This is a genomic window from Streptomyces sp. NPDC034084, assembly GCF_055575535.1.
Window position 1 is genome coordinate 23736 of sequence record NZ_JBVISK010000008.1, and the last position, 23448, is coordinate 47183.

25 protein-coding genes are annotated in these 23448 nt (G+C 71.3%); 14 read left to right on the top strand and 11 right to left on the bottom strand.

All coding sequences use genetic code 11. The features are described 5' to 3' along the window. Positions 1-101: 101 nt before the first annotated feature. Both ACZ51I_RS26810 and ACZ51I_RS26815 read right to left on the bottom strand, forming a co-directional pair. Positions 102-839 (bottom strand): DUF3558 domain-containing protein, encoded by a 738-nt coding sequence (locus ACZ51I_RS26810; RefSeq protein WP_468880596.1) that lies wholly within the window; start codon positions 837-839, stop codon positions 102-104. Positions 840-927: 88 nt separating this feature from the next. After that, the gene (locus tag ACZ51I_RS26815) at positions 928-1845 is read right to left on the bottom strand and encodes a DUF3558 domain-containing protein (protein WP_468880598.1); all 918 of its coding nucleotides are present in this window, start codon (positions 1843-1845) and stop codon (positions 928-930) included. Between the two features lie 174 nt (positions 1846-2019). Between ACZ51I_RS26815 and ACZ51I_RS26820 the strand changes: the two genes are divergently transcribed. Then, positions 2020-3213, top strand: coding sequence for an RtcB family protein (locus ACZ51I_RS26820; RefSeq protein WP_468880601.1), 1194 nt, complete (start codon positions 2020-2022; stop codon positions 3211-3213). 59 nt (positions 3214-3272) lie between these two features. Here ACZ51I_RS26820 and ACZ51I_RS26825 read toward each other — a convergent pair whose 3' ends face one another. Further along, entirely contained in the window at positions 3273-4037 is a 765-nt protein-coding gene (locus ACZ51I_RS26825; protein WP_468880603.1) for an SDR family NAD(P)-dependent oxidoreductase, read from the bottom strand. 173 nt (positions 4038-4210) lie between these two features. On the opposite strand from ACZ51I_RS26825, the gene ACZ51I_RS26830 reads away from it, so the two are divergent. Then, positions 4211-4693, top strand: a complete 483-nt coding sequence (locus ACZ51I_RS26830) for a hypothetical protein (RefSeq protein ID WP_468880606.1) — start codon at positions 4211-4213, stop codon at positions 4691-4693. A gap of 14 nt (positions 4694-4707) precedes the next feature. Here the strand turns inward: ACZ51I_RS26830 and ACZ51I_RS26835 are convergent, their stop codons facing one another. Continuing rightward, positions 4708-6129 carry an FAD-dependent oxidoreductase gene (locus ACZ51I_RS26835; protein ID WP_468880609.1) on the bottom strand — a complete coding sequence of 474 codons (1422 nt, stop codon included), beginning with the start codon at positions 6127-6129 and terminating at the stop codon, positions 4708-4710. Between the two features lie 114 nt (positions 6130-6243). Between ACZ51I_RS26835 and ACZ51I_RS26840 the strand changes: the two genes are divergently transcribed. Both ACZ51I_RS26840 and ACZ51I_RS26845 read left to right on the top strand, forming a co-directional pair. After that, positions 6244-6804, top strand: coding sequence for a TetR/AcrR family transcriptional regulator (locus ACZ51I_RS26840; protein ID WP_468880611.1), 561 nt, complete (start codon positions 6244-6246; stop codon positions 6802-6804). 77 nt (positions 6805-6881) lie between these two features. Further along, entirely contained in the window at positions 6882-7367 is a 486-nt protein-coding gene (locus tag ACZ51I_RS26845) for a MarR family winged helix-turn-helix transcriptional regulator (protein WP_468880614.1), read from the top strand. A gap of 43 nt (positions 7368-7410) precedes the next feature. On the opposite strand, the gene ACZ51I_RS26850 is transcribed toward ACZ51I_RS26845, so the two are convergent. Further along, entirely contained in the window at positions 7411-8154 is a 744-nt protein-coding gene (locus ACZ51I_RS26850) for a Mut7-C RNAse domain-containing protein (protein ID WP_468880617.1), read from the bottom strand. A gap of 80 nt (positions 8155-8234) precedes the next feature. After that, the gene (locus ACZ51I_RS26855; protein ID WP_468880620.1) at positions 8235-9086 is read right to left on the bottom strand and encodes an NmrA family NAD(P)-binding protein; all 852 of its coding nucleotides are present in this window, start codon (positions 9084-9086) and stop codon (positions 8235-8237) included. A gap of 113 nt (positions 9087-9199) precedes the next feature. Here ACZ51I_RS26855 and ACZ51I_RS26860 point away from each other — a divergent pair, with 113 nt between their 5' ends. Continuing rightward, a complete protein-coding gene (locus ACZ51I_RS26860) occupies positions 9200-9646 on the top strand; it encodes a GNAT family N-acetyltransferase (protein ID WP_468880622.1) in 447 nt (148 codons plus the stop codon). On the opposite strand, the gene ACZ51I_RS26865 is transcribed toward ACZ51I_RS26860, so the two are convergent. Next, the gene (locus ACZ51I_RS26865; RefSeq protein WP_468880625.1) at positions 9643-10161 is read right to left on the bottom strand and encodes a GNAT family N-acetyltransferase; all 519 of its coding nucleotides are present in this window, start codon (positions 10159-10161) and stop codon (positions 9643-9645) included. The two genes, ACZ51I_RS26860 and ACZ51I_RS26865, sit on opposite strands and share 4 nt — an antisense overlap. A 14-nt stretch (positions 10162-10175) precedes the next feature. Then, positions 10176-11030 carry a DUF6597 domain-containing transcriptional factor gene (locus tag ACZ51I_RS26870; RefSeq protein ID WP_468880627.1) on the bottom strand — a complete coding sequence of 285 codons (855 nt, stop codon included), beginning with the start codon at positions 11028-11030 and terminating at the stop codon, positions 10176-10178. A gap of 251 nt (positions 11031-11281) precedes the next feature. Here ACZ51I_RS26870 and ACZ51I_RS26875 point away from each other — a divergent pair, with 251 nt between their 5' ends. Continuing rightward, positions 11282-12121, top strand: coding sequence for an ABC transporter substrate-binding protein (locus ACZ51I_RS26875; RefSeq protein ID WP_468880630.1), 840 nt, complete (start codon positions 11282-11284; stop codon positions 12119-12121). Between the two features lie 20 nt (positions 12122-12141). On the opposite strand, the gene ACZ51I_RS26880 is transcribed toward ACZ51I_RS26875, so the two are convergent. Continuing rightward, positions 12142-12549 (bottom strand): MerR family transcriptional regulator, encoded by a 408-nt coding sequence (locus ACZ51I_RS26880; protein WP_468881303.1) that lies wholly within the window; start codon positions 12547-12549, stop codon positions 12142-12144. A 201-nt stretch (positions 12550-12750) separates the two neighbouring features. After that, on the bottom strand, positions 12751-13353 hold the full coding sequence (locus ACZ51I_RS26885) for a hypothetical protein (RefSeq protein WP_468880633.1): 603 nt from the start codon (positions 13351-13353) through the stop codon (positions 12751-12753). A gap of 231 nt (positions 13354-13584) precedes the next feature. On the opposite strand from ACZ51I_RS26885, the gene hemL reads away from it, so the two are divergent. The 8 genes from hemL to ACZ51I_RS26925 all read left to right on the top strand — a co-directional run bounded on the left by hemL (position 13585) and on the right by ACZ51I_RS26925 (position 21902). Further along, entirely contained in the window at positions 13585-14931 is a 1347-nt protein-coding gene (gene hemL / locus ACZ51I_RS26890; protein ID WP_468880636.1) for a glutamate-1-semialdehyde 2,1-aminomutase, read from the top strand. Further along, positions 14928-15617 (top strand): histidine phosphatase family protein, encoded by a 690-nt coding sequence (locus tag ACZ51I_RS26895; RefSeq protein ID WP_468880639.1) that lies wholly within the window; start codon positions 14928-14930, stop codon positions 15615-15617. Before hemL ends, ACZ51I_RS26895 begins: the two co-directional genes overlap by 4 nt. Positions 15618-15828: 211 nt before the next feature. Beyond that, on the top strand, positions 15829-17124 hold the full coding sequence (locus ACZ51I_RS26900; protein ID WP_468881305.1) for a polysaccharide deacetylase family protein: 1296 nt from the start codon (positions 15829-15831) through the stop codon (positions 17122-17124). A 77-nt stretch (positions 17125-17201) separates the two neighbouring features. Next, complete coding sequence (locus ACZ51I_RS26905) at positions 17202-17807, top strand: TlpA family protein disulfide reductase (RefSeq protein ID WP_468880641.1); 606 nt, start codon at positions 17202-17204, stop codon at positions 17805-17807. 4 nt (positions 17808-17811) lie between these two features. Then, positions 17812-18549 (top strand): cytochrome c biogenesis CcdA family protein, encoded by a 738-nt coding sequence (locus tag ACZ51I_RS26910; protein ID WP_366038375.1) that lies wholly within the window; start codon positions 17812-17814, stop codon positions 18547-18549. 5 nt (positions 18550-18554) lie between these two features. After that, positions 18555-20264, top strand: a complete 1710-nt coding sequence (gene resB, locus ACZ51I_RS26915) for a cytochrome c biogenesis protein ResB (RefSeq protein WP_468880645.1) — start codon at positions 18555-18557, stop codon at positions 20262-20264. Positions 20265-20296: 32 nt separating this feature from the next. After that, entirely contained in the window at positions 20297-21334 is a 1038-nt protein-coding gene (gene ccsB / locus ACZ51I_RS26920) for a c-type cytochrome biogenesis protein CcsB (RefSeq protein ID WP_468881308.1), read from the top strand. 37 nt (positions 21335-21371) lie between these two features. Next, a complete protein-coding gene (locus tag ACZ51I_RS26925) occupies positions 21372-21902 on the top strand; it encodes an SRPBCC domain-containing protein (protein ID WP_468880648.1) in 531 nt (176 codons plus the stop codon). Between the two features lie 10 nt (positions 21903-21912). Here ACZ51I_RS26925 and ACZ51I_RS26930 read toward each other — a convergent pair whose 3' ends face one another. Next, complete coding sequence (locus tag ACZ51I_RS26930) at positions 21913-23412, bottom strand: MFS transporter (protein ID WP_468880651.1); 1500 nt, start codon at positions 23410-23412, stop codon at positions 21913-21915. Positions 23413-23448: the final 36 nt, after the last annotated feature.

Consider the following 23448-nt stretch of genomic DNA (forward strand, 5'->3'; position numbering starts at 1 on the left):
ATTCGACATCCGGCGCGCACAGAGTGGCACATGTGCGCGAAGCCCGCCCTCGGGGGAGGGACGGGCTCCGCGCGAATGTGCCACCCTGCGCCGCTTTGTGACTACTTGTTGGCTGCGGCGACCGCGGCGACAGCCTCCTTGACCGCCTTCGCCGCACCGTTCGTGATCGTCTTCTCCGACGGCGTCTCGGCACCCGCGTAACCGGCGCCGTTGTACGACAGCAGCACCAGCACATTGCCCGTACGCGCCACGATCGACGTGTACACGAAGTCCTCGTCCGTCTTCCGCAGCTGGTACGTGACCGTCCTCGCCTCGTCCCCGATGCCCGTGGCCGTCACCGTCCGCAGCTTCTTCGCCCCCGGCGTCGCCTCGACCTTCGCCAGCTCCTTCGCGAAGTTCTCCCGCGCCCGCTCCTGACCGCTGCCGAGCGCCGCGTCCGAGTCGTACCGGTAGAACGACACGTCCAGCCAGCGGTACTGAGAACCCTCCACGCCCTTGTCCTCCAGACCGTTCCACGAGCAGCCACCACGGCTCGTCAGGTCACTGGAGGCAGCGGGCGTACCGTTCTTCGTCTTCGCCTTCGGCACCAGCGACGCCGTCGTCTTCGCGGAGACCGACTTGCACACCTCGGGCAGCTTCGCGAACCTCGCCGGCTCGACCGTCTTCGTCGACTGCGACGGCGACGGGGTCGCCGACGTCGACGCCGCCGTCTGGCCCTGCCCCTGCGCCTTGCCGGAGTCGTCCGAGTCCGAGGAGCAGCCCACGGCGACGAGCATCACCGGGACGGCGGCGCAGGCGAGTATGCGGGTGAGACGCGTTCGCGGAGCTGATCGCTGCATGGTTCCTTCAGTCGCTTGTCGTACGATCCGGCCTGGTACGCCGACACGTTACGTGGTCGCCCTCCCCTCACGGAGCGGAGCCGAACCGCTACTCCTCAAGCCGCTCGGCGAGCTGCCGGGCCAGATTCCGGGCCTTTTCCTGCAGTTCCGCGCTGTCGGGCACCTCGGCGGAACCCGTCGTCTGCTCCCGGTAGGAGACCGTCACGATCACGTTCGATGTGCGGAACACCACGCTGACGGCACGCTGGTGGCTGCTCGCGCCGACCGTGCCGAGGACGTCGTCGACGTACCCGACGTCTCCCAGGCCGACGAGGACACGCGGCTCCAGGCCCGTGGCGCTCGTGGTGGGGGTGGGGACACCCGAGGACGGGGTGGCGCCGGACGCCGGGGGCTTGCTCGCCGGCGCGGTGGTCGCGGCCGGCTTGCCCGTGGGGGCTCCCGTCGGTGTACCGGTCTGCGGGCCCGACGGGGAGCTGGTCCGTGAGCCGGACGGTGTGCCGGTCGGGGTGGGCGGGGCGGTCGGCGGCACCGGGATGCCCGCCGCGAGCTGCTTGCGGAGGTACACCTCCTGCGCCCGGTCGTCGTCGCTGACGGCCGCGTCGTACGACACCACCCGCTCGATGTCGAGCGAGAGCCGGTGCGAGGTGTCCGGAGTGTCGGCCTTCCACGTGCAGCCGACGCGCCGGTCCGTGTCGTACGTGACGGCCGCGACCCCCCGGTACGCCCGGTCGCGCTCGGCGTCGGGCAGCGCGGCGGCGCCCGGCAGCAGGTCCTTGAGCGTGGCCTGCGGGACGGCGCCGCAGGGCTCGAAGAGGGTGCGGTAGCGGCCCGGGGGCGCGACGACGGCGGCCGCCTGGCCGGCCTTGGCGTCGACGGCGACGTCGTCGGCGGGGGCGCCGGCGGAACACGCCGTGAGCCCGGCTCCCAGGCCGAGGCCGAGTGCGAGGACGACGGCCGTGCGAGCCGTGGGGCCGGTGCGGCCGGGTGCGTACCTCTTTCGCTGCACGGTCCCAGGCTCCCTTCACCCGAAGTCTTTCCCGAAAACTGTTTGCCGCGCGAACCCGGCCGATGGACACAATGTCTATCGCACACGCAGCTGTTGATGCCGGTCCGCTGTCACCTGTACGGGCTTTGGCTCCGGTTTTTGCGTTATCAGGCTTTTCGGGGGAATTGAGGAAGTATGTCGTACGTAGAGGTACCGGGCGCGAAAGTACCGATCCGGATGTGGGCCGACCCCGCCTCGGTCGAGGGCGGCGCCATGCAGCAGCTGCAGAACGTGGCGACGCTGCCCTGGATCAAGGGCCTGGCCGTGATGCCGGACGTCCATTACGGCAAGGGCGCGACGGTCGGCTCCGTGATCGCGATGCAGGGTGCGGTCTGTCCGGCGGCGGTGGGCGTGGACATCGGCTGCGGGATGTCGGCGGTCAAGACGTCCCTGACGGCGAACGACCTGCCGGGCGACCTGTCCCGCCTCCGCTCGAAGATCGAGCAGGCGATCCCGGTGGGCCGGGGCCTGCACCGCGAGGCGGTGGACCCGAAGCGGCTGTACCAGTTCCCGACGGCGGGGTGGGAGGACTTCTGGTCGCGCTTCGACGGGGTCGCGGACGCGGTCAAATTCCGTCGTGAACGTGCAGGTCAGCAGATGGGAACGCTTGGATCCGGAAATCACATGATCGAAGTCTGTCTCGATGAGTCAGGCTCGGTCTGGCTGATGCTGCACTCGGGGTCCCGCAACATCGGCAAGGAACTGGCCGAGCACCACATCGGCGTGGCCCAGAAGCTGCCCCACAACCAGGGGCTGGTCGACCGCGACCTGGCGGTGTTCGTCTCGGACACCCCGCAGATGGCGGACTACCGGAACGACCTGTACTGGGCGCAGGAGTACGCGAAGTACAACCGCGCGATCATGATGGCGCTCCTGAAGGAAGTGATCCGCAGGGAGTTCAGGAAGGCGAAGGTGACCTTCGAGACCGAGATCTCCTGCCATCACAACTATGTGGCGGAGGAGCGGTACGAGGGCATGGACCTGCTGGTCACACGGAAGGGCGCGATCCGCGCCGGCAGTGGCGACTTCGGGATCATCCCGGGCTCGATGGGCACCAGCTCGTACATCGTGAAGGGACTCGGCAACGAGAAGGCCTTCAACTCCGCCTCGCACGGCGCGGGACGCAGGATGAGCCGGAGCGCGGCGAAGCGGCGCTTCACGGTGCGGGACCTGGAGGAGCAGACGCGGGGCGTGGAGTGCCGCAAGGACTCCGGCGTCGTGGACGAGATCCCGGGCGCGTACAAGCCGATCGAGCAGGTGATGGAGCAGCAGCGGGACCTCGTCGAGGTGGTCGCCAAGCTGAAGCAGTTCATCTGCGTGAAGGGCTGAAGCGCTCCGTGGGGGAGTGGAGGGGCCGGTGCGGTGAGCGCCGGCCCCTCCACCTCGTTCTACAGCTCGCGGTGGACCTTGGTGTTGGAGGCCTGGGCGCGGGGGCGGACGACCAGGAGGTCGATGTTGACGTGCGGGGGGCGGGTGCAGGCCCAGGTGATGGTGTCGGCCACGTCGTCGGCGGTGAGGGGTTCGGCGACGCCCGCGTAGACCTTGGACGCCTTCTCGGCGTCGCCGCGGAAGCGGGTGGTGGCGAACTCGTCGGTCTTGACCATGCCGGGGGCGATCTCGATGACGCGGACCGGGGTGCCGACGATCTCCAGGCGGAGGGTTTCGGCGAGGACGCGGGCGCCGTTCTTGGCGGCGACGTACCCGCCGCCGCCCTCGTAGGTGGAGTGGCCGGCGGTGGAGGAGAGGACGACCACCGTGCCGTCGCCGCTCGCGGTGAGGGCGGGGAGCAGGGCCTGGGTCATGTGGAGGGTGCCGAGGACGTTCACCTCGTACATCCGGCGCCAGTCCTCGGGGTCGCCGGTGGCGACGGGGTCGGCGCCGAGGGCGCCGCCGGCGTTGTTGACGAGGACGGCGAGGGTGTGGAAGGCCGTGGCGAAGTCGTCGACGGCGGCGCGGTCGGTGACGTCGAGGGCGTAGGCGGTGGCCTGGTGGCCGGCTTCGTTGATCTCGGCGGCGAGGGCCTCGATGCGGTCCTTGCGGCGGGCGGTGAGGACCACTCGGTAGCCGGCGGCGGCCAGTTGCCGGGCGGTGGCGGCGCCGATTCCGCTGCTCGCTCCGGTGATGACGGCGATGGGGGTGCCGGGGCCGGTCATGACGTGCTCCTCGCGCAGGTGGTCGATTACGTCGATCGCCCGGTCAGGATAGGTCGGGGAGGTGGCCGTCGGTGGCCGTGGCCCGGGGGAGGGGCTCGGGGGTGGTGTGGCGGGGGACACGCGGGCTGATGGGTTGTCAGTAAATGTGATTTGTTCTGGGTATGTTGAGCGTTATGCGTGGATTTCGGAGGGGTGTGCTCGGGGTCGCTCTCGTGGCCGCCGTGGTGACGGGTGCGGGTGCGCGGGCGGGTGCGGTGGGGCCGGTGGTCGGGGGCGAGGCGGATCTGTCCCATCACGGGCACGTCTCCCTCTGGGACGGCAGGGTCGGGGTCTGGCTGGTCAGTGAGAACCACGGGCCCTCCGATGTCTCCCAGGCGACGGTCCGGCTCGCCTTCTCCGCGCCGATGGCGGGTGGTCAGGAGCTGCCGCCGGCCTGTCTGTGGAGCAGCGCCCGGGTGGTGTCCTGCCGGACGGGCGAGCTGCTGGCCGCGGGGGGTGTGGGTGAGCTGGCGCTCGACCTGCGCACCGCGGCCCTCCCGGACGAGATGACCGTCGAGATCACCACGGCCTGGCGGGACGGCGCGGCCGACCGGAACCCCCGGAACGACCGCCATCGCGTGCTCGTGCTCGCCACGGGGGATCCCTACGTCTTCTGAGGCCGGTCCGGGCTTCATCGGCTTGCCCAGTGGACGTATCCGTCCGGGCGGACCAGTACGGCGGTCTTCTTCGCCGGGTCCGTCCAGGTGGCCCGTACGAGGTGCTTCGGGGTGACGGGGGCGGTCCCCGGCAGGGCCGGGTCGGCTCCCTCCGGGGCTATCAGGACGAACTCGCCCCGGCGGAGGAGTTCGTAGAGCCGTCCTTCGCGCAGGTGGAAGTCGGGTGCGCGGCGGCCCGAGGGGCGGTCGGTGCCCGGCGCGGGGGCGTAGGAGATGCCGATGCCGCTGATCATGCCGAGGGCGCGGGCCGAGGCGGGCCGGGCCGCGTTCAGGAAGCGGACGGCGAGGGAGCGGGCCGCGCGGGTGAGTGGGGTGTGGGCCATCGCGAGCCGGACGATCGCGCCGCTGCTGCGGAGCACCATGGCGCCGACGGGGTGGCGCTCGGACTGGTAGCTGTCGAGGAGGGCTTCGGGGTCGGGTGCCTCGCCCCGGAGTGCGGCGGTGAGTTTCCAGGAGAGGTTGGCGGCGTCCTGGAGGCCGGTGTTCATGCCCTGGCCGCCGGCGGGGGAGTGGACGTGGGCGGCGTCTCCGGCGAGGAAGGCGCGGCCGACGCGGTAGGCGGGGGCCTGGCGCTCGTCGCTGTGGAAGCGGGAGATCCAGCGAGGGTCGTGCATGCCGTAGTCGGTGCCCAGGGCGCGGCGGGTGATGTCGCGGATCTCGTCGAGGTCGACGGGCTCGCTGTCGGCGACCTGGCGGGTGCGGGTCCAGCCCATGACGCGGTACCAGCCGTCGCCGAAGGGGGCGAGGAAGGCGAAGGTGTCTCCGGAGCCGCTGACGCTGAACGAGTCGGTGGGCTCCTCGGTGAGGCGTACGTCGGCGAGGACGATGGAGCGGATCACGGAGCGGCCGGGGAAGGGCAGGCCGAGGGCGGTGCGGACGGAGCTGCGGACGCCGTCGGTGCCGACCAGGTAGCGGGCGCGGAGGGTGAGCGGGGTGCCGTCGGGGTCGGGGCCGGTGAGCTCCGCGGTGACGCTGTGTGCGTCCTGGCGCAGTCCGCGCAGTTCCGTTCCGTACCGGAAACTGGCGCCCGCGGCGGCCGCCCGGCGCTCCAGGAGTCGCTCGACCTCGTACTGCGGGGTGACGAGCAGGTGGTTGAAGCGGGTGGGCAGTCGGGTCATGTCGAGGTCGAGGCGGCCGAAGAGTCGTGCCGTGGAGAGCGTGGTGCCGGTGGCGAGGAGGTCGTCGGCGAGGCCGCGGGCGTCGAGCTGCTCCAGGGTGCGGGCGTGGACGCCGAAGGCGCGGGTCATGTTGCCGACGGCGTGCGGACGGCGCTCGACGAGGGTGACGTCGATGCCGGCGGCGGCGAGGTCTCCGGCGAGCAGGAGGCCGGTGGGGCCCGCGCCGATGACGAGTACGTCCGTGTCCGTGGTGCTCATGGCTTCCTCCAGGGTGCCCACGACCGTTGGCCAACAGGTGTTGGTCAACGCTTGTAGGCAACGGTAGGACGCTGCGAATGGCCTGTCAACACCCGTTGGCCTACAGTTGTTGGTATGACGACCGTTCGCCGTTCCGACACCACCCGGGCCGCCATCCTGGAGGCCGCCCGCGAGCGCTTCGCCTCCGACGGCTACGAGCGCGCCACCATTCGGGCCATCGCCCGCGACGCGGGCATCGACCCGTCGATGGTGATGCGTTACTACGGCAACAAGGAGGGGCTGTTCGCCGCCGCCTCCGAGGTCGAGCTCGACATGCCCGAGCTGGGCGGCCTGCCCGCGCGGCACATCGGGACCGTCCTGGTCACGCACTTCCTGGAGCGCTGGGAGAGCGACGAGGTCCTCACCGCGATGCTGCGCGTGGGTGTCACGAACGAGGCCGGCGCCGCGCGCATCCAGGCGATCTTCTCCGAGCAGCTCGGCCCTGTCGCCCGGGGCGTCTGTCCCGACCCGGCCGACGCGCCGCGCCGGGCGGCGCTCGTCGCGTCCCAGGTTCTCGGCATGGCGCTCGCCCGGTACGTGCTGCGCCTGCCGCCGGCCGTCGACATGTCGAACGAGGAGATCGTGGCCTGGCTGGGGCCGACCGTGCAGCGGTACCTGACCGCCGAGGCCCCCTGAGCCTCCTGGCCCGTCGGGGTCCGGGCGTGCGGTCGCCCGGCCGGGACGCCGGGGTGCCTGGCTCGTACAATCTCTGCATGACGCAGAAGAGTTCCGTCCGGCGCGAGGCACTCATGGCCGAGCTGCACGGGGAGGCCCGCCGCTACATGGCGGCCTACGCCCTGTTCAACCAGGCCGTCGCCGACCACCTGGGGCTCCATCCGACCGATGTGCAGTGCCTGAACCTGCTCAGCCTGGAGGACAGGCCGGTGACCACCGGACGGGTCGCCGAGCTGACGGGCCTCACCACCGGCTCCGCGACGCGGCTCGTCGACCGGCTCGAGCGCTCCGGCTATGTGTCCCGCGAGCGCGACACCGAGGACCGGCGCCGGGTCCTGGTGGCGCTCGTCCCCGAACGGATGGCGGAGCTCGGGGACCTCTGGCGGAAGCTCAACAGCACGTGGGGCACGATGTTCGACGTGTACAGCGACGCCGAGGTCGCGCTGCTCATCGCCCACATGCGGCGCACGGTCGAGGTCAGTGCGGCGCAGGTCGAGCGGCTGCGGGGCGGCGACCTGCGGTGACCCGGGGGGCCGGTACGGGTGGGGCGCTCTACCAGGGGGCGCTCTACCTGTGGGCCGCCGCCCCGCCGAACTCCCTCACCGCGTCCGAGACGATCGCCTCCAGGCGTGCGTGGTGGGCGCCGCGCCAGTACACCCTGCCGCACTCCACGCACTGCGCGAACACGTCGTAGGTCTTCTCGGTGCCGTGCTCCAGCTGCTCGCGCACGGCGTCCTTGTCGGCGTCGCTCAGCTCCCCGTTGCACGCCGTGCAGCGGGTCCACGGTGCAAGCGGCGGCGCGAACCGCTCCAGTACGTCGCGGAGCTGGTCGTCCGGCCGGTCGCTGTAGACATAGGCGCCCGCCCACAGCTCGCGGCGGCGCAGCAGACCGCGGTCCCGCGAGAGCATCACGCGCCGCTCGCGCGCGGAGAGCGCGGCCAGGGCGGGGTCGCCGATGTCCTCGCTCTCGTACGCCGCGTCCACGCCGAGCAGTCGCAGTCGCCGGGCCAGCGTGCCCAGGTGCACGTCGAGCAGGAACCGGAGCGGCGCGCCGGGCGGCACCGGCTGCGGGCGGACGACGCCCTCCACCTCGACGGTCTCGCCCGCGACGGGGACGTGCGAGGCGTCGACGGGGCGGCCGTCGACCAGGAGCCGCCCGACCTCGGTGAGCGGCACGCCCAGTGACTCGACCACGTGGCCGAGCGACGAGGTGCCGTCGGTGGTCAGGGGGGTGCGGGCTGAGCGCCGCTCCGCCGAGACGAAGAGGTGCAGGCCGGGGGCGAAGCTGATGTGGATCTCCGGTCCGTTCACGGGGACAGGATCGCACCGGGCGCCGGCGGGTTGCCAGGGGTTTCGCCCGGTGCGGGGCGGCGCACCCCTGAGGGGCGGGGTTATGGGAGGAACGCGTCCGCGTGGTCCCTCGTCCACGTGGCGAAGGTGCGGGGCGGGTGGCCCGTGAGGGCTTCGACCGTTCTGGTCAGGGGGGTCGGGCGTCCGTCGTGCGAGGCCCAGTAGGAGAGCAGGGCGTCCGCGAACTGGTCCGGCATGTAGGCGGCGACCGACTTCTTCCACTCCTCCGGCGTGACGGTCGTGTACCGCGCCGGGTGGCCCGTCACCTCCGACAGGATCGCCAGCTGCTCCGTGAAGTCCAGTGACTCGGGGCCGGTCAGCAGGTACGACGAGCCGCGCAGCCGGGGCTCGGTGAGTACCGCGAAGGCCGCCTCCGCGACGTCGCGCTCGTGGATCGGGTCGCCGTACGCGTGCGGGTACGGCAGCGCCGGCCCCTCGCCCCGCTTGAGCGCCCAGGCCCACTGCAGGGCGTTGGTCGCGAAGGCGCCGGGCTGGAGGTACGTGGCCTCGAAGGCGCCGGACCCGGCGGCGGCCGACAGGGCGCGCTCGGCCGCGAGGTGGGAGGCCGCGATGGCGTTGTCGGCGGCGTCCGGGGCGAGGACGGAGCTGGAGGAGAGCAGGGCGACGTGCTCGACGCCGGCGGCATGGGCCCGGTCGGCGAAGGTGGCGACGTGCGCTGCCTCGGCGTACAGGAAGACGGAGTCGACGCCTTCCAGCGCGGTGTCGAAGGTGGCCGGGTCGGCGAGATCGCACCGCACGGTGTCCACGCCCGGGGGTGGGGAGAGATCCGCCGGGTTCTTGGATCCGGCCCTGGTCTTGACGCCGGCGGCGTCGAGCAGGCCGATCAGGGTGGAGGCGACCCGGCCGCGGCTGCCGGTGACGAGAACGGTCATGGGGAATCCTTCCAGGATTTGCCTGTGTTGTGCATTGTCTGCGCTACGCAGATTAATATCCGTGACCCTGCCGCGCTCGTCAACCCTGAAAAATCCTGGGGTACCGTCCCCGTATGAAGATCATCGACCTCGCCCCCGGCGACTCCCGCCTGGAGAGCGACCTCCTGCCGGTCCTCTCCGAGCTCCGCCCCCACCTCACCCCCGAGCTCTTCCGCGAGGTCTACGAGGCCGGTCATCCCGAGGGGCTGCGGTTCAGCGCCGCCTACATGGACGACGGCCGCTGCGTCGGCGCGGCGGGGTGGCGGATCATCAACAACACCAGCTCCCTGCGCAAGCTCTACGTCGACGACCTGGTCACCGCCGCCGCCGACCGCTCCACCGGCGTCGGCCACGCACTCATCGCCCACCTGGAGGAGCACGGCCGCGCGGCCGGCTGCCACGAGCTCAACCTGGACTCCGGCACCCACCGCACCGGCGCCCACCGCTTCTACCTGCGCGAGCGCTTCGACATCGTCGCCTTCCACTTCACCCGGCCGCTCACCCCGCCGGACGCCGGCTAGCCCAGGTCGAACCGCCAGTCGTTGCAGCGCATGGGGCGCCCCGGCGGGTACTCGAAGTCCCGCTCGCCGAGCAGCTCGAACCCGGCCTTGCGACACACCGCGTTCGACGCGGCGTTGTCCGCGGACGGGAACGCGTGCAGATGGCGGCGCCGCCCCGCGGCCCGCGCCTCGGCGACCACCGCGCGCGTGGCGGAGGTCGCCAGGCCCCGGCCGTGGAAGCCCGGCAGCACCGCCCACCCCGTCTCGTACACCGGCTCGCCGTCCCAGGTCTGCGCCCAGAAACCGACGCTGCCCACCACGGTCTCCTCCGGCAGCAGCACGATCCGGAACATGCGCCCCGCGCCCGCGTCGTCCGCGCTCAGCTCCACGTACCGCCGGTGGCGCCGGACCAGTTGCTCCTCGCTCTCCGGGCCGCCGAGATGGCCCATCAGCTCCGGCGCGTTCAGGGCGCGCAGCAGGCCGGCGTCCTCCTCGGACCAGGCTTCGAGTCGTACCTGTGACGTGTCGTCGTCCATGTCCGTACGGTAGGTCAGGGCATGGACACCGCGCGGGCGTACGTGGTGGGCGGCACCCCGATCGTGGCCGTGAAGTCCCGTACGAGATGGGCCTGGTCGCTGTAGCCCAGCTCCGCCGCGAGCGCCGCCCAGTCCGGGGTGCCCGCCGCCTCGGCGGCTTCCAGGGCCTCGTGGATCCGGTAGCGCAGGATCACCCACTTCGGGCCCACCCCGACATGCCCGGCGAACAGGCGCTGGAGCGAGCGCGCCGACAGACCGCTCACGGCGGCCAGCCGGGACACCCGCCTGACCGTGCGGTCCGAGCGGACAAGGTCCACCAGCTCCATGGCCTGCCCGGCGGCCGGGTCCGGGGCCGGTCCACGGGCCAGGAGGAAGGCGTCGAGCGCCGCCACGCGCGCGTGGTCGTCGTCCGGGGAGAGCACGGCGGTCAGGGAGTCGGCCCCCTCGCCGTCCGGGAGCACCTCCTCGAGCGGCACCCGGCGGCCCGTCCAGGCCGACACCGGCCACGCGGGCGCGAAGGGCCGGAACCCGCCCGGGCGGAACTGCACCCCGCAGACCCGGCCCACGTCCGTCAGCTTCTGCGTGAACAGACCGAGCCCCACCCCCGACACCTCGGCCGACGCGCTCGCCGCCGCCACCGGGGCGCCCAGCGCTCCGTACCGCTGGAAGACGATGTTCACCGAGGGGTGCGGGACGAGATGGCTCGCGTACGGCTCCGGCAGCTCCCAGTCGATCAGCCAGTAGTGCTCCAGATACGGCCGCAGCTCCGGCGCCGGGATGTGGCGGCGGAAGCGGACCCGGGAGAGCAGCTCAGCGGGGTCGACGATGCCCCGGGTGTCCCGGCGGGGGCGGGGAGCGGAGGCGGACATGGCCCGCATGCTAGGGCCTGTCTGAAAATTCCCGTCGGGTCCGGCCCGCCCGGCCCGCACGCCGCGCCGCCACGAGCCGCCACCCGCCACGCCGCCACCCGCGCCGCGCCGGCCCGCCCGCCGCGCCGCCCACCCGCGCCGCCACCCCCGCCCCCGCCCGTCCGCCTTCCCCGGAGGCCCTCTTGTGCGGGTGCCGGAACGCCTCCAAGGTGACGGGCGAGGGAGATTCCGGCCGGGGAGGGAGCAGCCGCATGTCCGAAACAGAGGCGTGGGGATTCACCGACGACAGAGGTACGGAGCTGGGGGCGGTCCGCGTGCCGCGGCGCGTCGTGGCGTACGTGCGGGCGGGTGCGGCGCTGTTGGACCTGGGGGTGACGCCGGTCGCCGTGTACGGCTCCGGGCACGACGGCGAGGCGCTCGATCCGGCCAAGGCGGGTGGGCTGCGGGCGGCCGGGGTGCCGTACCTCGGGCCGGGGCAGGCCCTGGACGAGGCGGTGCTGCGGGAGCTGCGGCCGGACCTGATCGTCGACGTGACGTACGACGGCAAGAGCCCGTACGCGCTCGACGAGGCGGTCGCCGGGCGGCTCGGGGTGCCGCTCACCGCGCTCTCCGTCGGCAACGAACTCACCCTGCCGGCGATCCTCGGCCGGTTCGCCGCGCTGGCCGTCTCTCTCGGGGCGGACCCGGGGGCCGACCGGGCGCCCGTCCTCGAACTCGCCGCCGCCGAGGCCGCGCTCCGGGACGTCGCCGCGCGGTCCGGGATCGCCGTGCTCGCCCTCTCCGGGGCGGGGCCCGAGCAGGTGCACCTGGCCCGTCCGCAGGCCTGGCCCGAGCTGGCGCACCTCGCCGGTCTGGGTGTGCGGCTGCTGGACCCCGGCCCCGGGGTCGGCGCCAACTGGCTCACCGCTGACTGGGCCAGGGCCGCCGAACTCCGTCCCGGTCTGGTCCTCTTCGACGACCGGGAGCACGCGACCTCGCCGTACGACCTCCCGCCCGGCGTCCGCCTCACCCCCTGGAACCCGGAGACCCCGCCCAGCCCCGCCGCCTACGCCCGCTTCTTCCGCCACCTCGCGCGCGTGTTGACGCCCTGACTCGCGCGGGCGCTCGCACCTCAGGACACGAGCTGCATGCGGAGGGAGTCGGCGAATTCCTCGGCGCGGGCGAGCTGGGACCTCAGTTCGGCGACGCGCTCCGCGGCAGCCGCCTCGTAGCCGCGGACGCGGGCCACCAGGGCGGCGCGCTCCTCCGGGTCGAGTTCGGTGTCCGTGCCCGGGCGGTCGGCGCACAGCCGGTCCACGGCCGTGAGGAGTTCGCGGGTCTCGTCGAGGGTGAAGCCGAGCGGCTTCATCCGGCGGACCACCATCAGCCGGGCCACGTCGGCGTCCGTGTAGAGGGGGAAGCCGCCCGGCGAGGCGGCGGACGGGACGACCAGGCCGCTGTCCTCGTACTGGCGGATGGTCCGCAGCGTCAGTTCGGTCCGTGCGGCGACCTCGGCGATCTGCATGGGCCGGTCGGTCATGCGTACTGCGCTCACGCGTGGTCCTTCCTCGTCCGGGGAGCCCCAGGGCGTCCGGGCTCCCCTCAAGGCGCGGCTTCCGCACGTGACATCCGCCCGTGACAGAGCTTTTCCGCGCATTACATAGCATTCGTCCTAACTTCAGCACTTATGCACGCGGGAACGGCGTTGAAACGCCTGTCCGTCAGTCGTCCGGGGGCGCGGTCAGGGCCAGACCAGGCAGTACGGCTGGTGTCCCGCCTCGTGGAGGCGGACGGAGAAGTCCTGCCATTCGTGGAGGAGCCGGTAGACGTCGAAGGCGTCGCGCGGGCCGCCGCGGTCCGGCACCGTCGACCAGATGAAGGCGGCGGCGCCGACCGATTCCTCGCCGATCCCGCGCAGCGGGTCGACCACGGTCATCGGCAGCTTCACCACCGCGTAGTCCGGGTGCAGCACCACCAGCTCGAGCGGCGGCACCTTGTGCAGGGGCATGCCCTGGATGCCGGTCAGGACCATGGCCGCTATCGTCTCGGGCTTGATCTTGGTGAACATTCCGCCCATGCCGAGCTCGTCCCCGCCGAGCTCCTCGGGCCGCATCGAGATCGGGACCTGGGCCGCCGTCGCGCTGTTCGGAGCGCCGAAGTACTTGTACGTCACCCCCAAGCTCCGGCCCCCGGTCGCAGGGGGTGGTTCGGCAGCGGGCTCCGGGTTCGGCCGGCTCTCCGCCGCGGTCGGCTCCTCCGTCCGCCGGCGCCGGTGCCTCCCCCGCCGGGCAGACTCCGGACCCAGGTCGCCCGTCCCCTCGCCCGGTCCGCCACCGCGATGCATATCTCCACCCGACTGCTTTTTCTCGGCAACACGACCCCGCCGCGCAACCCGATCATCGTGTCAGTGACCTCCCCCGCGTTCGTACGGTGAAACACCTGTCCGCAAGAACGCCGTGGCCTCTGACACCATGGATTCCGTGAGTCATCCCTATGACGCCCCAGTTTCGCAGACGCGGAAGGGGAGCGCCCCGGCGTAACAGACAGGATGCTCACCGCCGTCCCTCCGTTCCCGATGTCGTGCCCGAAGTCGTTCTCGCAGGTCAGGATCACAGTGCCGTATTCATACGAAGCCCCAGTCTCACAGACGCTTTTCGACCGCGCTTCCCTCGTGACGCCCGGCGGCGTGAACTCACCGGTGCGTGCCTTCCGGGCCGTGGGCGGTACGCCCCGGTTCATGGTCTCCGGTTCCGGTCCGTACCTCACCGACGCGGACGGTCGTGAGTACGTCGACCTGGTCTGCTCGTGGGGACCGATGATCCTCGGCCACGCGCACCCCGAGGTCACCGCCGCCGTGCAGGCCGCCGTGGCCCGCGGCACCTCGTTCGGCACGCCCGGCGAGGGCGAGGTCGCGCTCGGCGAGGAGATCGTCGCGCGGATCGAGCCGGTCGAGCAGGTGCGGCTCGTCTCCTCCGGCACGGAGGCCACGATGTCCGCGATCCGGCTGGCCCGCGGGTTCACCGGGCGCGCCAAGGTCGTGAAGTTCGCGGGCTGCTACCACGGCCACGTGGACGCGCTGCTCGCCGCGGCCGGTTCCGGTCTGGCCACCTTCGGCCTCCCCGACACGCCCGGCGTGACCGGCGCGCAGGCCGGGGACACGATCGTGCTGCCGTACAACGACCTGGAGGCGGTGCGGGCCGCGTTCGCCGCGCACCCGGGTGAGATCGCCTGCGTGATCACGGAGGCCTCGCCGGGCAACATGGGCGTCGTCCCGCCGGTCGAGGGCTTCAACCAGGGCCTCGCGGACCTGTGCCGGGAGAACGGCGCGCTGTACATCTCCGACGAGGTGATGACCGGTTTCCGTACCTCGCGGGCCGGCTGGTACGGCGTCGACGGCGTGAAGCCCGACCTGATGACCTTCGGCAAGGTCATGGGCGGCGGCTTCCCCGCCGCCGCGTTCGGTGGCCGCGCGGACGTCATGGGGCACCTGGCGCCGGCCGGACCGGTCTACCAGGCGGGCACCCTCTCGGGGAACCCGGTCGCGACCGCCGCCGGGCTCGCGCAGCTGCGGCTGCTCGACCAGGCCGCGTACGACACGGTGGACGCGGTCTCGAAGGAGATCCAGGGCCTGGTGACGGGCGCGCTGGTGAAGGAGGGCGTGGCGCACCGGCTGCAGACGGCCTCCAACATGTTCTCGGTGTTCTTCACCGCCGACGAGGTCCGGAACTACGACGACGCGAAGAAGCAGGAGGCGTTCCGCTTCAACGCCTTCTTCCACTCGATGCTGGCCGACGGCGTGTACCTGCCGCCGTCCGCGTTCGAGTCCTGGTTCGTGTCGACCGCGCACGACGAGCGGGCGATCGAGCGGATCGCCGCCGCCCTGCCGGCCGCCGCCCGCGCCGCCGCGGAGGCGACGGCATGAGCGAGCAGCCGAACAACGAGCTCACCGTCGTCCACCTGATGCGCCACGGCGAGGTCCACAACCCCGACGGGGTGCTGTACGGGCGCAGGGCCGGCTATCACCTCTCGGAGCTGGGCCGCCGGATGGCGGACCGGGTCGCCGAGCACCTGGCCGAGCGGGACATCACGTACGTCGTCGCCTCCCCGCTGGAGCGGGCGCAGGAGACGGCGGCGCCGATCGCGAAGACGCACGGGCTGGATCTGGCCAGCGACGAGCGGCTCATCGAGGCCGCGAACGTGTTCGAGGGCAAGACCTTCGGTGTCGGTGACGGGGCGCTGCGCAAGCCGGCGAACTGGAAGCACCTGACCAATCCGTTCCAGCCGTCCTGGGGCGAGCCGTACGTCGAGCAGGTCGTCCGCATGATGGGTGCGCTCGACGCGGCGAAGGACGCGGCCCGGGGGCACGAGGCGGTCTGCGTCAGCCACCAGCTGCCGATCTGGATCGTCCGCAGCTTCGTGGAGAAGCGGCGGCTGTGGCACGACCCGCGGCGCCGTCAGTGCACGCTGGCCTCGCTGACCTCGTTCACGTACCGCGGCGACAAGATCGTCTCGGTGGGGTACAGCGAGCCGGCCCGCGACCTCGTCCCGGCGCATCTCCTGGCGGGCGCGAAGCCGGTCAAGGGGAAGTCGAAGGCCTTCGGGGCGTAGTCCCGGGCGGCGCCGGATCCCCGACTGGACAGCGGGGTGCGGAAGGTCCACAGTTCAGGGCGATCGGATGATGATGTTCATGTCATTCGATCGCCCTGAAATTTTTGTGCGATTTTCCGGAACCTCCGTGTTCCTCCCGGCATCTCACTCATTGTCGGTTTGGATGACGTTCAGTTCATACGTCAGCGCGAATGGGGATGTCATGCGCGGGATCAGTGGAATCAGTCGAAGGGGGCTGCTCGGGGCGGGCGTCGGCACCGCCGCGGCGATGGGGCTCGCCGCGTGCAGCACGGACAACAAGGACAAGTCAGGACGTTCCGGGCCCGGTAAGGGGGGTGACGTCACGACGGACCCGAGCACGCCCACCCCGACCAAGGACGACGCCCGGCTCATCGGCGACGGTTCCACCGCCGACACCGGCAAGCAGCCGCACCAGCCCGACGCCCCCGTCCCGCTCGAACCCGGCCAGACCCCGCCCCAGTTCGTCGTCTTCTCCTGGGACGGCGCCGGCGAGGTCGGCAACGGCCTCTTCCCGCGCTTCCTCGAACTCGCGAAGAACAACGACGCCGCGATGACCTTCTTCCTCTCCGGGATCTACCTCCTCCCCGAGTCGAAGAAGCACCTCTACCGCCCGCCGAACAACCGCGTCGGCGCCTCCGACATCGGCTACCTCACCGACGGGCACATCAAGGAGACCCTGAAGTACGTCCGGCAGGCCTGGCTCGAAGGCCACGAGATCGGCACGCACTTCAACGGCCACTTCTGCGGCGGCTCGGGCTCCGTCGGCAACTGGACCCCGGCCCAGTGGCAGAGCGAGATCGACCAGGCCATGAGGTTCGTCGCCGAGTGGAAGACGAACAGCGGCTGGACCGACCTCGACCCGCTGCCCTTCGACTACTCCAAGGAGCTCGTCGGCGGCCGCACCCCCTGCCTCCTCGGCCAGGACAACCTGCTGCCCACCGCCAAGCGCCTGAACTGGCGCTACGACGCCAGCTCGCCCGGCGGCCGCCAGATGTGGCCCGTCAAGCGCCAGGGCATCTGGGACCTGCCGTTGCAGGCCGTGCCCTTCCCCGGGCACTCCTTCGAGGTCCTCTCCATGGACTACAACATGCTCGCCAACCAGTCGAAGAACACGACCAAGGGCATGCCCTCGCGCTACCCGGGCTGGCGCAAGCAGGCGGCCGAGGCGTACCTCTCCGGCTTCACGCGCGCGTACGAGTCGAACCGCGCGCCCTTCTTCATCGGCAACCACTTCGAGCAGTGGAACGGCGGCATCTACATGGACGCCGTCGAAGAGGCGCTCAAGGGAATGGCCGGAAAGAAGGACGTCCGGCTCGTCTCCTTCAAGCAGTTCGTCGACTGGCTCGACGTCCAGGACCCGAAGATCCTGGAGAAGCTGCGCGGCCTGGAGGTCGGTCAGAAGCCCGCCGGCGGCTGGAACGCCTTCCTCAGGCCCGCCGCCTCGTCGACCACCTCGCCGACGACCTCGTCCACCCCGTCCGCTTAGGCGATCTTGACAAGGTGCTTTACGGGCACGTAGGGGGGTGCCCAAGATCCCCCAAACGCCCATGCGAAACTTTTCACATGAGCCTTAGCCGTGCCCCTCGACGCACCCTGCTCGCCGTCGGAGCGCTGACCGCCGCCCTCACGCTCTCGGCCTGCGGCGGCGACAGCAACGGCAAGTCCGGCGGCGGTGGCAACACCAACTTCGTGACCAACACGGGCGGTATCTCCACCGCCGCCAAGGGCGAGCGGGCGGCCACCGGAAAGCTCGCGGGCGAGACCCTCGACGGCAAGCGGCTCGACGTCGCCGACCTCAAGGGCAAGGTCGTCGTCCTCAACGCCTGGGGCTCCTGGTGCAGCCCCTGCCGCGCCGAGGCCCCCCACTTCGCGAAGGTCGCCAAGGAGCTCGAGGGCAAGGGCGTCGCGTTCGTCGGCCTCAACACCCGCGACCCCAACAAGCAGCCCGCGATCGCCTTCGAAGAGGACTACGGGATCCCCTACCCCAGCCTCTACGACCCCCAGGGCAAGCTGATCCTCTTCGGCTTCCCCAAGGGCACCCTCAGCCTCCAGGGCATCCCCTCCACCGTCGTCCTCGACAAGGAGGGCAAGATCGCCGCCCGCTCCCTCATGGCGCTCGACGAGGAGAAGCTCCGGTCGATGATCGAGCCCCTCCTCAAGGAGAAGTGAGCCCGTGAACGAGACGGTCACCAGCGGAGCCCTGCTGCTCGCCCTGCCCCTCGCGGTCCTCGGCGGCCTCGTCTCCTTCTTCTCGCCGTGCGTCCTCCCGCTCGTCCCCGGCTACCTCTCGTACGTCACCGGGGTCACCGGCACCGACCTCGCCGAGAGCCGCCGCGGCCGGATGACCGCCGGTGCCGTCCTCTTCGTCCTCGGTTTCACCGCCGTGTTCGTCTCCGGCGGCGCGCTCTTCGGCTACTTCGGCTCCACGCTCCAGGAGTACCGCGAGACGCTCACCACGGTCCTCGGCGTGCTCATGATCCTCATGGGCGTGTTCTTCCTCGGTCTGATGCCCTGGTTCACCCAGCGCGAGTTCCGCTTCCACAGGAAGCCCGTCGCCGGCCTCATCGGCGCCCCGCTGCTCGGTGCCCTCTTCGGCATCGGCTGGACCCCGTGCATCGGCCCGACGCTCGCCTCCGTCAACGCCCTCGCCCTGGAGCAGGCCAGCGCGGGACGCGGGGCGATACTCGCCTTCGCGTACTGCCTCGGCCTCGGCGTCCCGTTCGTGCTCGCCGCCATCGCCTTCCGCAAGGCGCTCGGCGCGTTCGGCTGGGTGAAGAAGCACTATGTGTGGGTCATGCGGATCGGCGGCGGCATGATGATCGTCACCGGTGTGCTGCTCCTGACGGGCGCGTGGGACAGCATGGTGGCCACGATGCAGGGCTGGTCCAGCGGTTTCACGGTGGGGATCTGAGTTCCATGAGCAAGACCGACACGACGGAGCAGAACCTCGGAGAGGCCGGGGCCCAGCTGTCCACCGCCCCCCAGGAGGAGACCGGCACCGGCGGCCCCACCCTCGGGGTCGTCGGCTGGATCCGCTGGTTCTGGCGGCAGCTGACCTCCATGCGGGTCGCGCTGATCCTGCTGTTCCTGCTCTCCCTGGGCGCCGTCCCCGGCTCCCTCATCCCGCAGACCAGCGCGGACGAGCTGAAGGTGCAGGCCTTCAAGGACGCCCACCGGACCCTCACCCCGCTGTACGAGAAGCTGCAGTTCTTCGACGTCTACAGCTCGGTGTGGTTCTCCGCGATCTACATCCTGCTGTTCGTCTCCCTCATCGGCTGCATCGTGCCGCGCAGCTGGCAGTTCGTCGGCCAGCTCCGCAGCCGCCCGCCGGGCGCCCCCCGCCGCCTCGACCGGCTCCCCGCGTACACCACCTGGCGCACCGAGGCCGGGCCCGAGGAGGTCCGCGAGGCCGCGCTCACCCTCCTCAAGGGGCGCCGCTTCCGCGCCCACACCGCGGGCGACGCGATCGCCGCCGAGAAGGGCTTCCTCCGCGAGGCCGGGAACCTGGCCTTCCACGTCGCCCTGATCGTGATGCTCGTCGCCTTCGCCTGGGGCCAGCTCTTCAAGTCCGAGGGCGGCAAGCTGATCGTCGAGGGCGACGGCTTCTCCAACACGCTCACCCAGTACGACGACTTCAAGTCCGGCTCCCAGTTCGGCACCGACGAGCTGGAGCCGTTCAGCTTCAAGCTGGACTCCTTCACCGGCACGTACGAGACGAACGGCCCCCAGCGCGGCACCCCGCGCACCTTCGAGGCGGCCGTCAGTTACTCGCAGGGCGGCGCCGACAAGAAGGCGGTCATCCGGGTCAACGAGCCGCTGGAGGTGGGCGACTCCAAGGTCTTCCTGATCGCCCACGGGTACGCGCCCGTCGTCACCGTCAAGGACCCCCGCGGCAAGACCGTCTTCCACGGCGCCGTGCCGCTGCTGCCGATCGACAACAACATCACGTCGACCGGCGCGATCAAGGTCATGGACGGCTACCGCGACAAGAAGGGCGAGAAGGAGCAGCTGGGCTTCCAGGCCTTCTTCGTGCCGACCTTCGCGGGCGCCGGCAAGGGAACGATGTTCTCGCAGTTCCCGGCGCTCGTGTCCCCGGTCATGGCGCTCACCGGCTTCCACGGCGACCTGCGGGTGAACTCCGGTCTGCCGCAGAACGTGTACCAGCTCGACAAGTCCAAGATGAAGCAGTTCACGGACGAGTCCGGCAACAAGCTGGCCCAGCGCCTCGCGCCCGGCCAGACCATGGACCTGCCCGACGGCGCCGGCTCGATCACCTTCGAGAAGGACGTCAAGGAGTGGGCGAGCTTCCAGATCTCGCAGCAGCCGGGGAACGGCCTCGCCCTCACGGGCGCGATCGCCGCGATCGCCGGCCTGACCGGTTCGCTCTTCATCCAGCGGCGCCGGGTCTGGGTCCGGGCCGTGCGCGGTGAGGACGGCGTGACCGTCGTCGAGATGGCCGGGCTCGGCCGCAGCGAGTCCGCCAAGCTGCCGGAGGAGCTGGGTGACCTCGCGGTCGCGCTCACCACTCAGGCGCCCCCCGCGCCGGAAGCCGATCCGGAGGCCGTACCGGAAGCCGCGGAAGACCCCGCGCACGACCCCGCCCCGTCTGGAGAGGCCGACAAGTGATCCTCGCCGCCACCAACGAGAGCCTGGCGCAGATGAGCGACCTGCTCGTCTACTCCTCGATGGCCGTCTACACCCTGGCCTTCTTCGCCCACATCGCCGAGTGGGTGTTCGGCAGCCGCAGCAAGGTCGGCCGCACCGCCGCAGCCCTCACGCACCCGGCCCCGGCCGCCGCCGTGACCGTCCGGGTCAAGCAGGCCGGGGGCACCGCCGTCCTCGACAAGCCGAAGGTCGTCACGCGCTCCGCGGCCGGCACCCGGGACGTGCCGGACGGTCCCGGCGCGGCCGGCGGCACGGTCGAGGGCGACCTCTACGGCCGCATCGCCGTCTCCCTCACCGTCCTGGCCTTCGTGATCGAGGCGGCGGGCGTGGTCAGCCGGGCGCTCTCCGTGCAGCGGGCCCCCTGGGGCAACATGTACGAGTTCTCCACCACCTTCTCCACGGTGGCGGTCGGCGCGTACCTCGGCTTCCTCCTCGCGAAGAAGAACGTCCGCTGGATCGGCCTGCCCCTGGTCACGACCGTCCTGCTCGATCTGGGCATGGCCGTCACCTGGCTGAAGACCCCCAGCGACCAGCTGGTCCCGGCGCTCGACTCGTACTGGCTGTGGATCCACGTCTCCACCGCGATCTTCTGCGGCGCGGTCTTCTACCTCGGCGCGGTCGCGACCCTGCTGTACCTCTTCCGCGACTCGTACGAGAACAAGCTCGCGACCGGCGGGAACCCCGGCTCCTTCGCCCGCTCCGTCCTGGAGCGGCTGCCCGCCGCGGCCTCGCTCGACAAGTTCGCCTACCGGGTCAACGCGGCCGTCTTCCCGCTGTGGACCTTCACGATCATCGCCGGCGCGATCTGGGCCGGTGACGCGTGGGGCCGCTACTGGGGCTGGGACGCCAAGGAGGTCTGGTCCTTCATCACGTGGGTCGGGTACGCGACGTACCTGCACGCGCGTGCGACGGCCGGCTGGAAGGGGCGGAAGGCCGCGTACATCGCGCTCATCGCCTTCGCCTGCTTCCTCTTCAACTATTACGGCGTCAACATCTTCGTGAACAGCAAGCACTCGTACGCGGGCGTCTGAGCTGGCACGGGGCCTGCCCCCGGGTGACGCTGGTGGTATGAGCGAGATCCCCCGGGGCAGGAGCGAGACCCACGACGGCGACCGGCACCTGCTGCACTTCGTCGTGGAACTCCCGCAGCCGCCGTCGGCGGTCTGGGCGGCCGTCGCGTCGCCCGAGGGCCTGCCGGCCTGGCTCTGCGAGGCGGACCCGCTGGAGCCGCGGCTCGGCGGGCGGGTCACCCTCCGCTGGCTCAACAGCGACACCGAGGTCTCGGGACGGGTGACCGCCTGGGATCCCGATTACGTGGCCGAGTACACGGTCGGCCCGGCGCACGGCCGGATCCGGTTCCATCTGGAGCCGGGGTCCGGCGGCGACGGGTCGACCGTGCTGCGTTTCACCAACGAGGTGCGGGGCTCGCGCGAGTACCGGCTGGACTGCCTCGCCGGGTGGCACGACCACTTCGAGCGGCTCGTCGCGGCGCTCTCCGGGCACCCCACGGACTGGCGGGACTGGACCCCCGAGCGGTGGCGGCACCTGCGGGAGCTGTACGAGCGGGACGAGGCGCCCTGGCCGAAGTGGGAGCCCTGAGCCCCATCGCTCAGGCGGGGGCCGTGGGGTTCTGCTTCGCGGCCGACAGCGGTTCGGCGATGTCCTCCAGCGAGCGCCGTTCCGCGTTCACCGCCAGGAACGCCGCCACGAGGCCCGCGGCGCACATCAGCCCGGCGCCGATCTGGAACGCGAGGACCGTGTCGCCGACGACGCCCGACTCGGTGAGTTCGGCGAAGACCAGCGGGCCGCTGATACCGCCGGCCGCCGTGCCGATCGCGTAGAAGAAGGCGATGGCCATCGCGCGGGTCTCCATGGGGAAGATCTCGGAGACCGTCAGGTACGCGCTGGAGGCCCCGGTCGACGCGAAGAACAGCACCACGCACCAGCACGCCGTCAGGGTCGTCGCGGTCAGCGAGCCCCGGTCGAAGAGCCACGCCGTCCCGAACAGGAGCAGGCCCGACAGCACGTACGTGGAGGAGATCATGATCCGGCGGCCGACGGTGTCGAAGAGCCGGCCCAGCAGCAGCGGGCCGACGAAGTTGCCGGCCGCGATGACGGCGAAGTAGTAGCCGGTGTTCCCGGTCGGCACGTCGAAGAACGTGGTGAGGATGGCGCCGAAGCCGAAGGTGATGGCGTTGTAGAGGAACGCCTGCCCGATGAAGAGCGACAGGCTGAGGACCGCGCGGCGCGGGTACCGGGCGAAGACCGTCTTCGCGATCGTCCCGAAGCCGATGCTCTTGCGCTGGTGGATCGTGATCTCGCCGGCCGGGGGAGGGAGCTTCTCGCCCTTCTCCCGCTCGATCTCGCGCTCGACGGACGTCACCAGTTCCTCGGCGGCCTCGCCCCGGCCGTGGATGAACTGCCAGCGTGGACTCTCGGGCACGTGCCGGCGCACGAGCAGGATGACGAGGCCGAGGACGACGCCGAGGGCGAAGCTGAGCCGCCAGCCGAGGTCCTTCGGGAAGATGGCGGTGTCCAGCATGACGATGGAGAGCAGGGCGCCGCCGATGGCGCCCAGCCAGTAGCTGCCGTTGATGATGAGGTCGACCCGGCCCCGGTAGAGGGAGGGGATCAGCTCGTCGATGGCCGAGTTGATGGCCGCGTACTCGCCGCCGATGCCGAATCCGGTGAGGAAGCGGAAGAGGAAGAACCACCAGGACTCGAAGGACAGCGCCGTCATCGCCGTCGCGGCCAGATAGACCACCAGGGTGACCATGAACAGCTTCTTGCGCCCGAAGCGGTCGGTGAGCCAGCCGAAGAACAGCGCTCCGGAGCAGGCCCCCGCCACGTACAGGGCGGCGGCGACGCCGGTGACCTGCGCGGAGGTGATGGCGAGGCCGCTGCCCTGCTCCGCGAGACGGCCGGCGACGTTGCCGACGATGGTGACCTCGAGTCCGTCGAGGATCCAGACGGTGCCGAGGCCGATCACGATCATCCAGTGCCACCGTGACCACGGCAGGCGGTCGAGGCGGGCCGGGACCGCCGTGGTGACCGTGCCGCCCGTGCCCGTGTCCGCGGGCACGGGGACCGGTGCCGAGTCGATTCCCATGGATCGCGCTCCCTTCGTCCCGTCCGATGCGGCTTG

Coding starts and splice junctions, on each gene's coding strand:
- ACZ51I_RS26810 (WP_468880596.1), bottom strand. CDS start 839: ATGCAGCGATCAGCTCCGCGAACGCGTCTCACCCGCATACTCGCCTGC.
- ACZ51I_RS26820 (WP_468880601.1), top strand. CDS start 2,020: ATGTCGTACGTAGAGGTACCGGGCGCGAAAGTACCGATCCGGATGTGG.
- ACZ51I_RS26825 (WP_468880603.1), bottom strand. CDS start 4,037: ATGACCGGCCCCGGCACCCCCATCGCCGTCATCACCGGAGCGAGCAGC.
- ACZ51I_RS26830 (WP_468880606.1), top strand. CDS start 4,211: ATGCGTGGATTTCGGAGGGGTGTGCTCGGGGTCGCTCTCGTGGCCGCC.
- ACZ51I_RS26835 (WP_468880609.1), bottom strand. CDS start 6,129: ATGAGCACCACGGACACGGACGTACTCGTCATCGGCGCGGGCCCCACC.
- ACZ51I_RS26840 (WP_468880611.1), top strand. CDS start 6,244: ATGACGACCGTTCGCCGTTCCGACACCACCCGGGCCGCCATCCTGGAG.
- ACZ51I_RS26845 (WP_468880614.1), top strand. CDS start 6,882: ATGACGCAGAAGAGTTCCGTCCGGCGCGAGGCACTCATGGCCGAGCTG.
- ACZ51I_RS26855 (WP_468880620.1), bottom strand. CDS start 9,086: ATGACCGTTCTCGTCACCGGCAGCCGCGGCCGGGTCGCCTCCACCCTG.
- ACZ51I_RS26860 (WP_468880622.1), top strand. CDS start 9,200: ATGAAGATCATCGACCTCGCCCCCGGCGACTCCCGCCTGGAGAGCGAC.
- ACZ51I_RS26865 (WP_468880625.1), bottom strand. CDS start 10,161: ATGGACGACGACACGTCACAGGTACGACTCGAAGCCTGGTCCGAGGAG.
- ACZ51I_RS26870 (WP_468880627.1), bottom strand. CDS start 11,030: ATGTCCGCCTCCGCTCCCCGCCCCCGCCGGGACACCCGGGGCATCGTC.
- ACZ51I_RS26875 (WP_468880630.1), top strand. CDS start 11,282: ATGTCCGAAACAGAGGCGTGGGGATTCACCGACGACAGAGGTACGGAG.
- ACZ51I_RS26880 (WP_468881303.1), bottom strand. CDS start 12,549: ATGACCGACCGGCCCATGCAGATCGCCGAGGTCGCCGCACGGACCGAA.
- ACZ51I_RS26885 (WP_468880633.1), bottom strand. CDS start 13,353: ATGCATCGCGGTGGCGGACCGGGCGAGGGGACGGGCGACCTGGGTCCG.
- hemL (WP_468880636.1), top strand. CDS start 13,585: ATGTCGTGCCCGAAGTCGTTCTCGCAGGTCAGGATCACAGTGCCGTAT.
- ACZ51I_RS26895 (WP_468880639.1), top strand. CDS start 14,928: ATGAGCGAGCAGCCGAACAACGAGCTCACCGTCGTCCACCTGATGCGC.
- ACZ51I_RS26905 (WP_468880641.1), top strand. CDS start 17,202: ATGAGCCTTAGCCGTGCCCCTCGACGCACCCTGCTCGCCGTCGGAGCG.
- resB (WP_468880645.1), top strand. CDS start 18,555: ATGAGCAAGACCGACACGACGGAGCAGAACCTCGGAGAGGCCGGGGCC.
- ccsB (WP_468881308.1), top strand. CDS start 20,297: ATGAGCGACCTGCTCGTCTACTCCTCGATGGCCGTCTACACCCTGGCC.
- ACZ51I_RS26925 (WP_468880648.1), top strand. CDS start 21,372: ATGAGCGAGATCCCCCGGGGCAGGAGCGAGACCCACGACGGCGACCGG.
- ACZ51I_RS26930 (WP_468880651.1), bottom strand. CDS start 23,412: ATGGGAATCGACTCGGCACCGGTCCCCGTGCCCGCGGACACGGGCACG.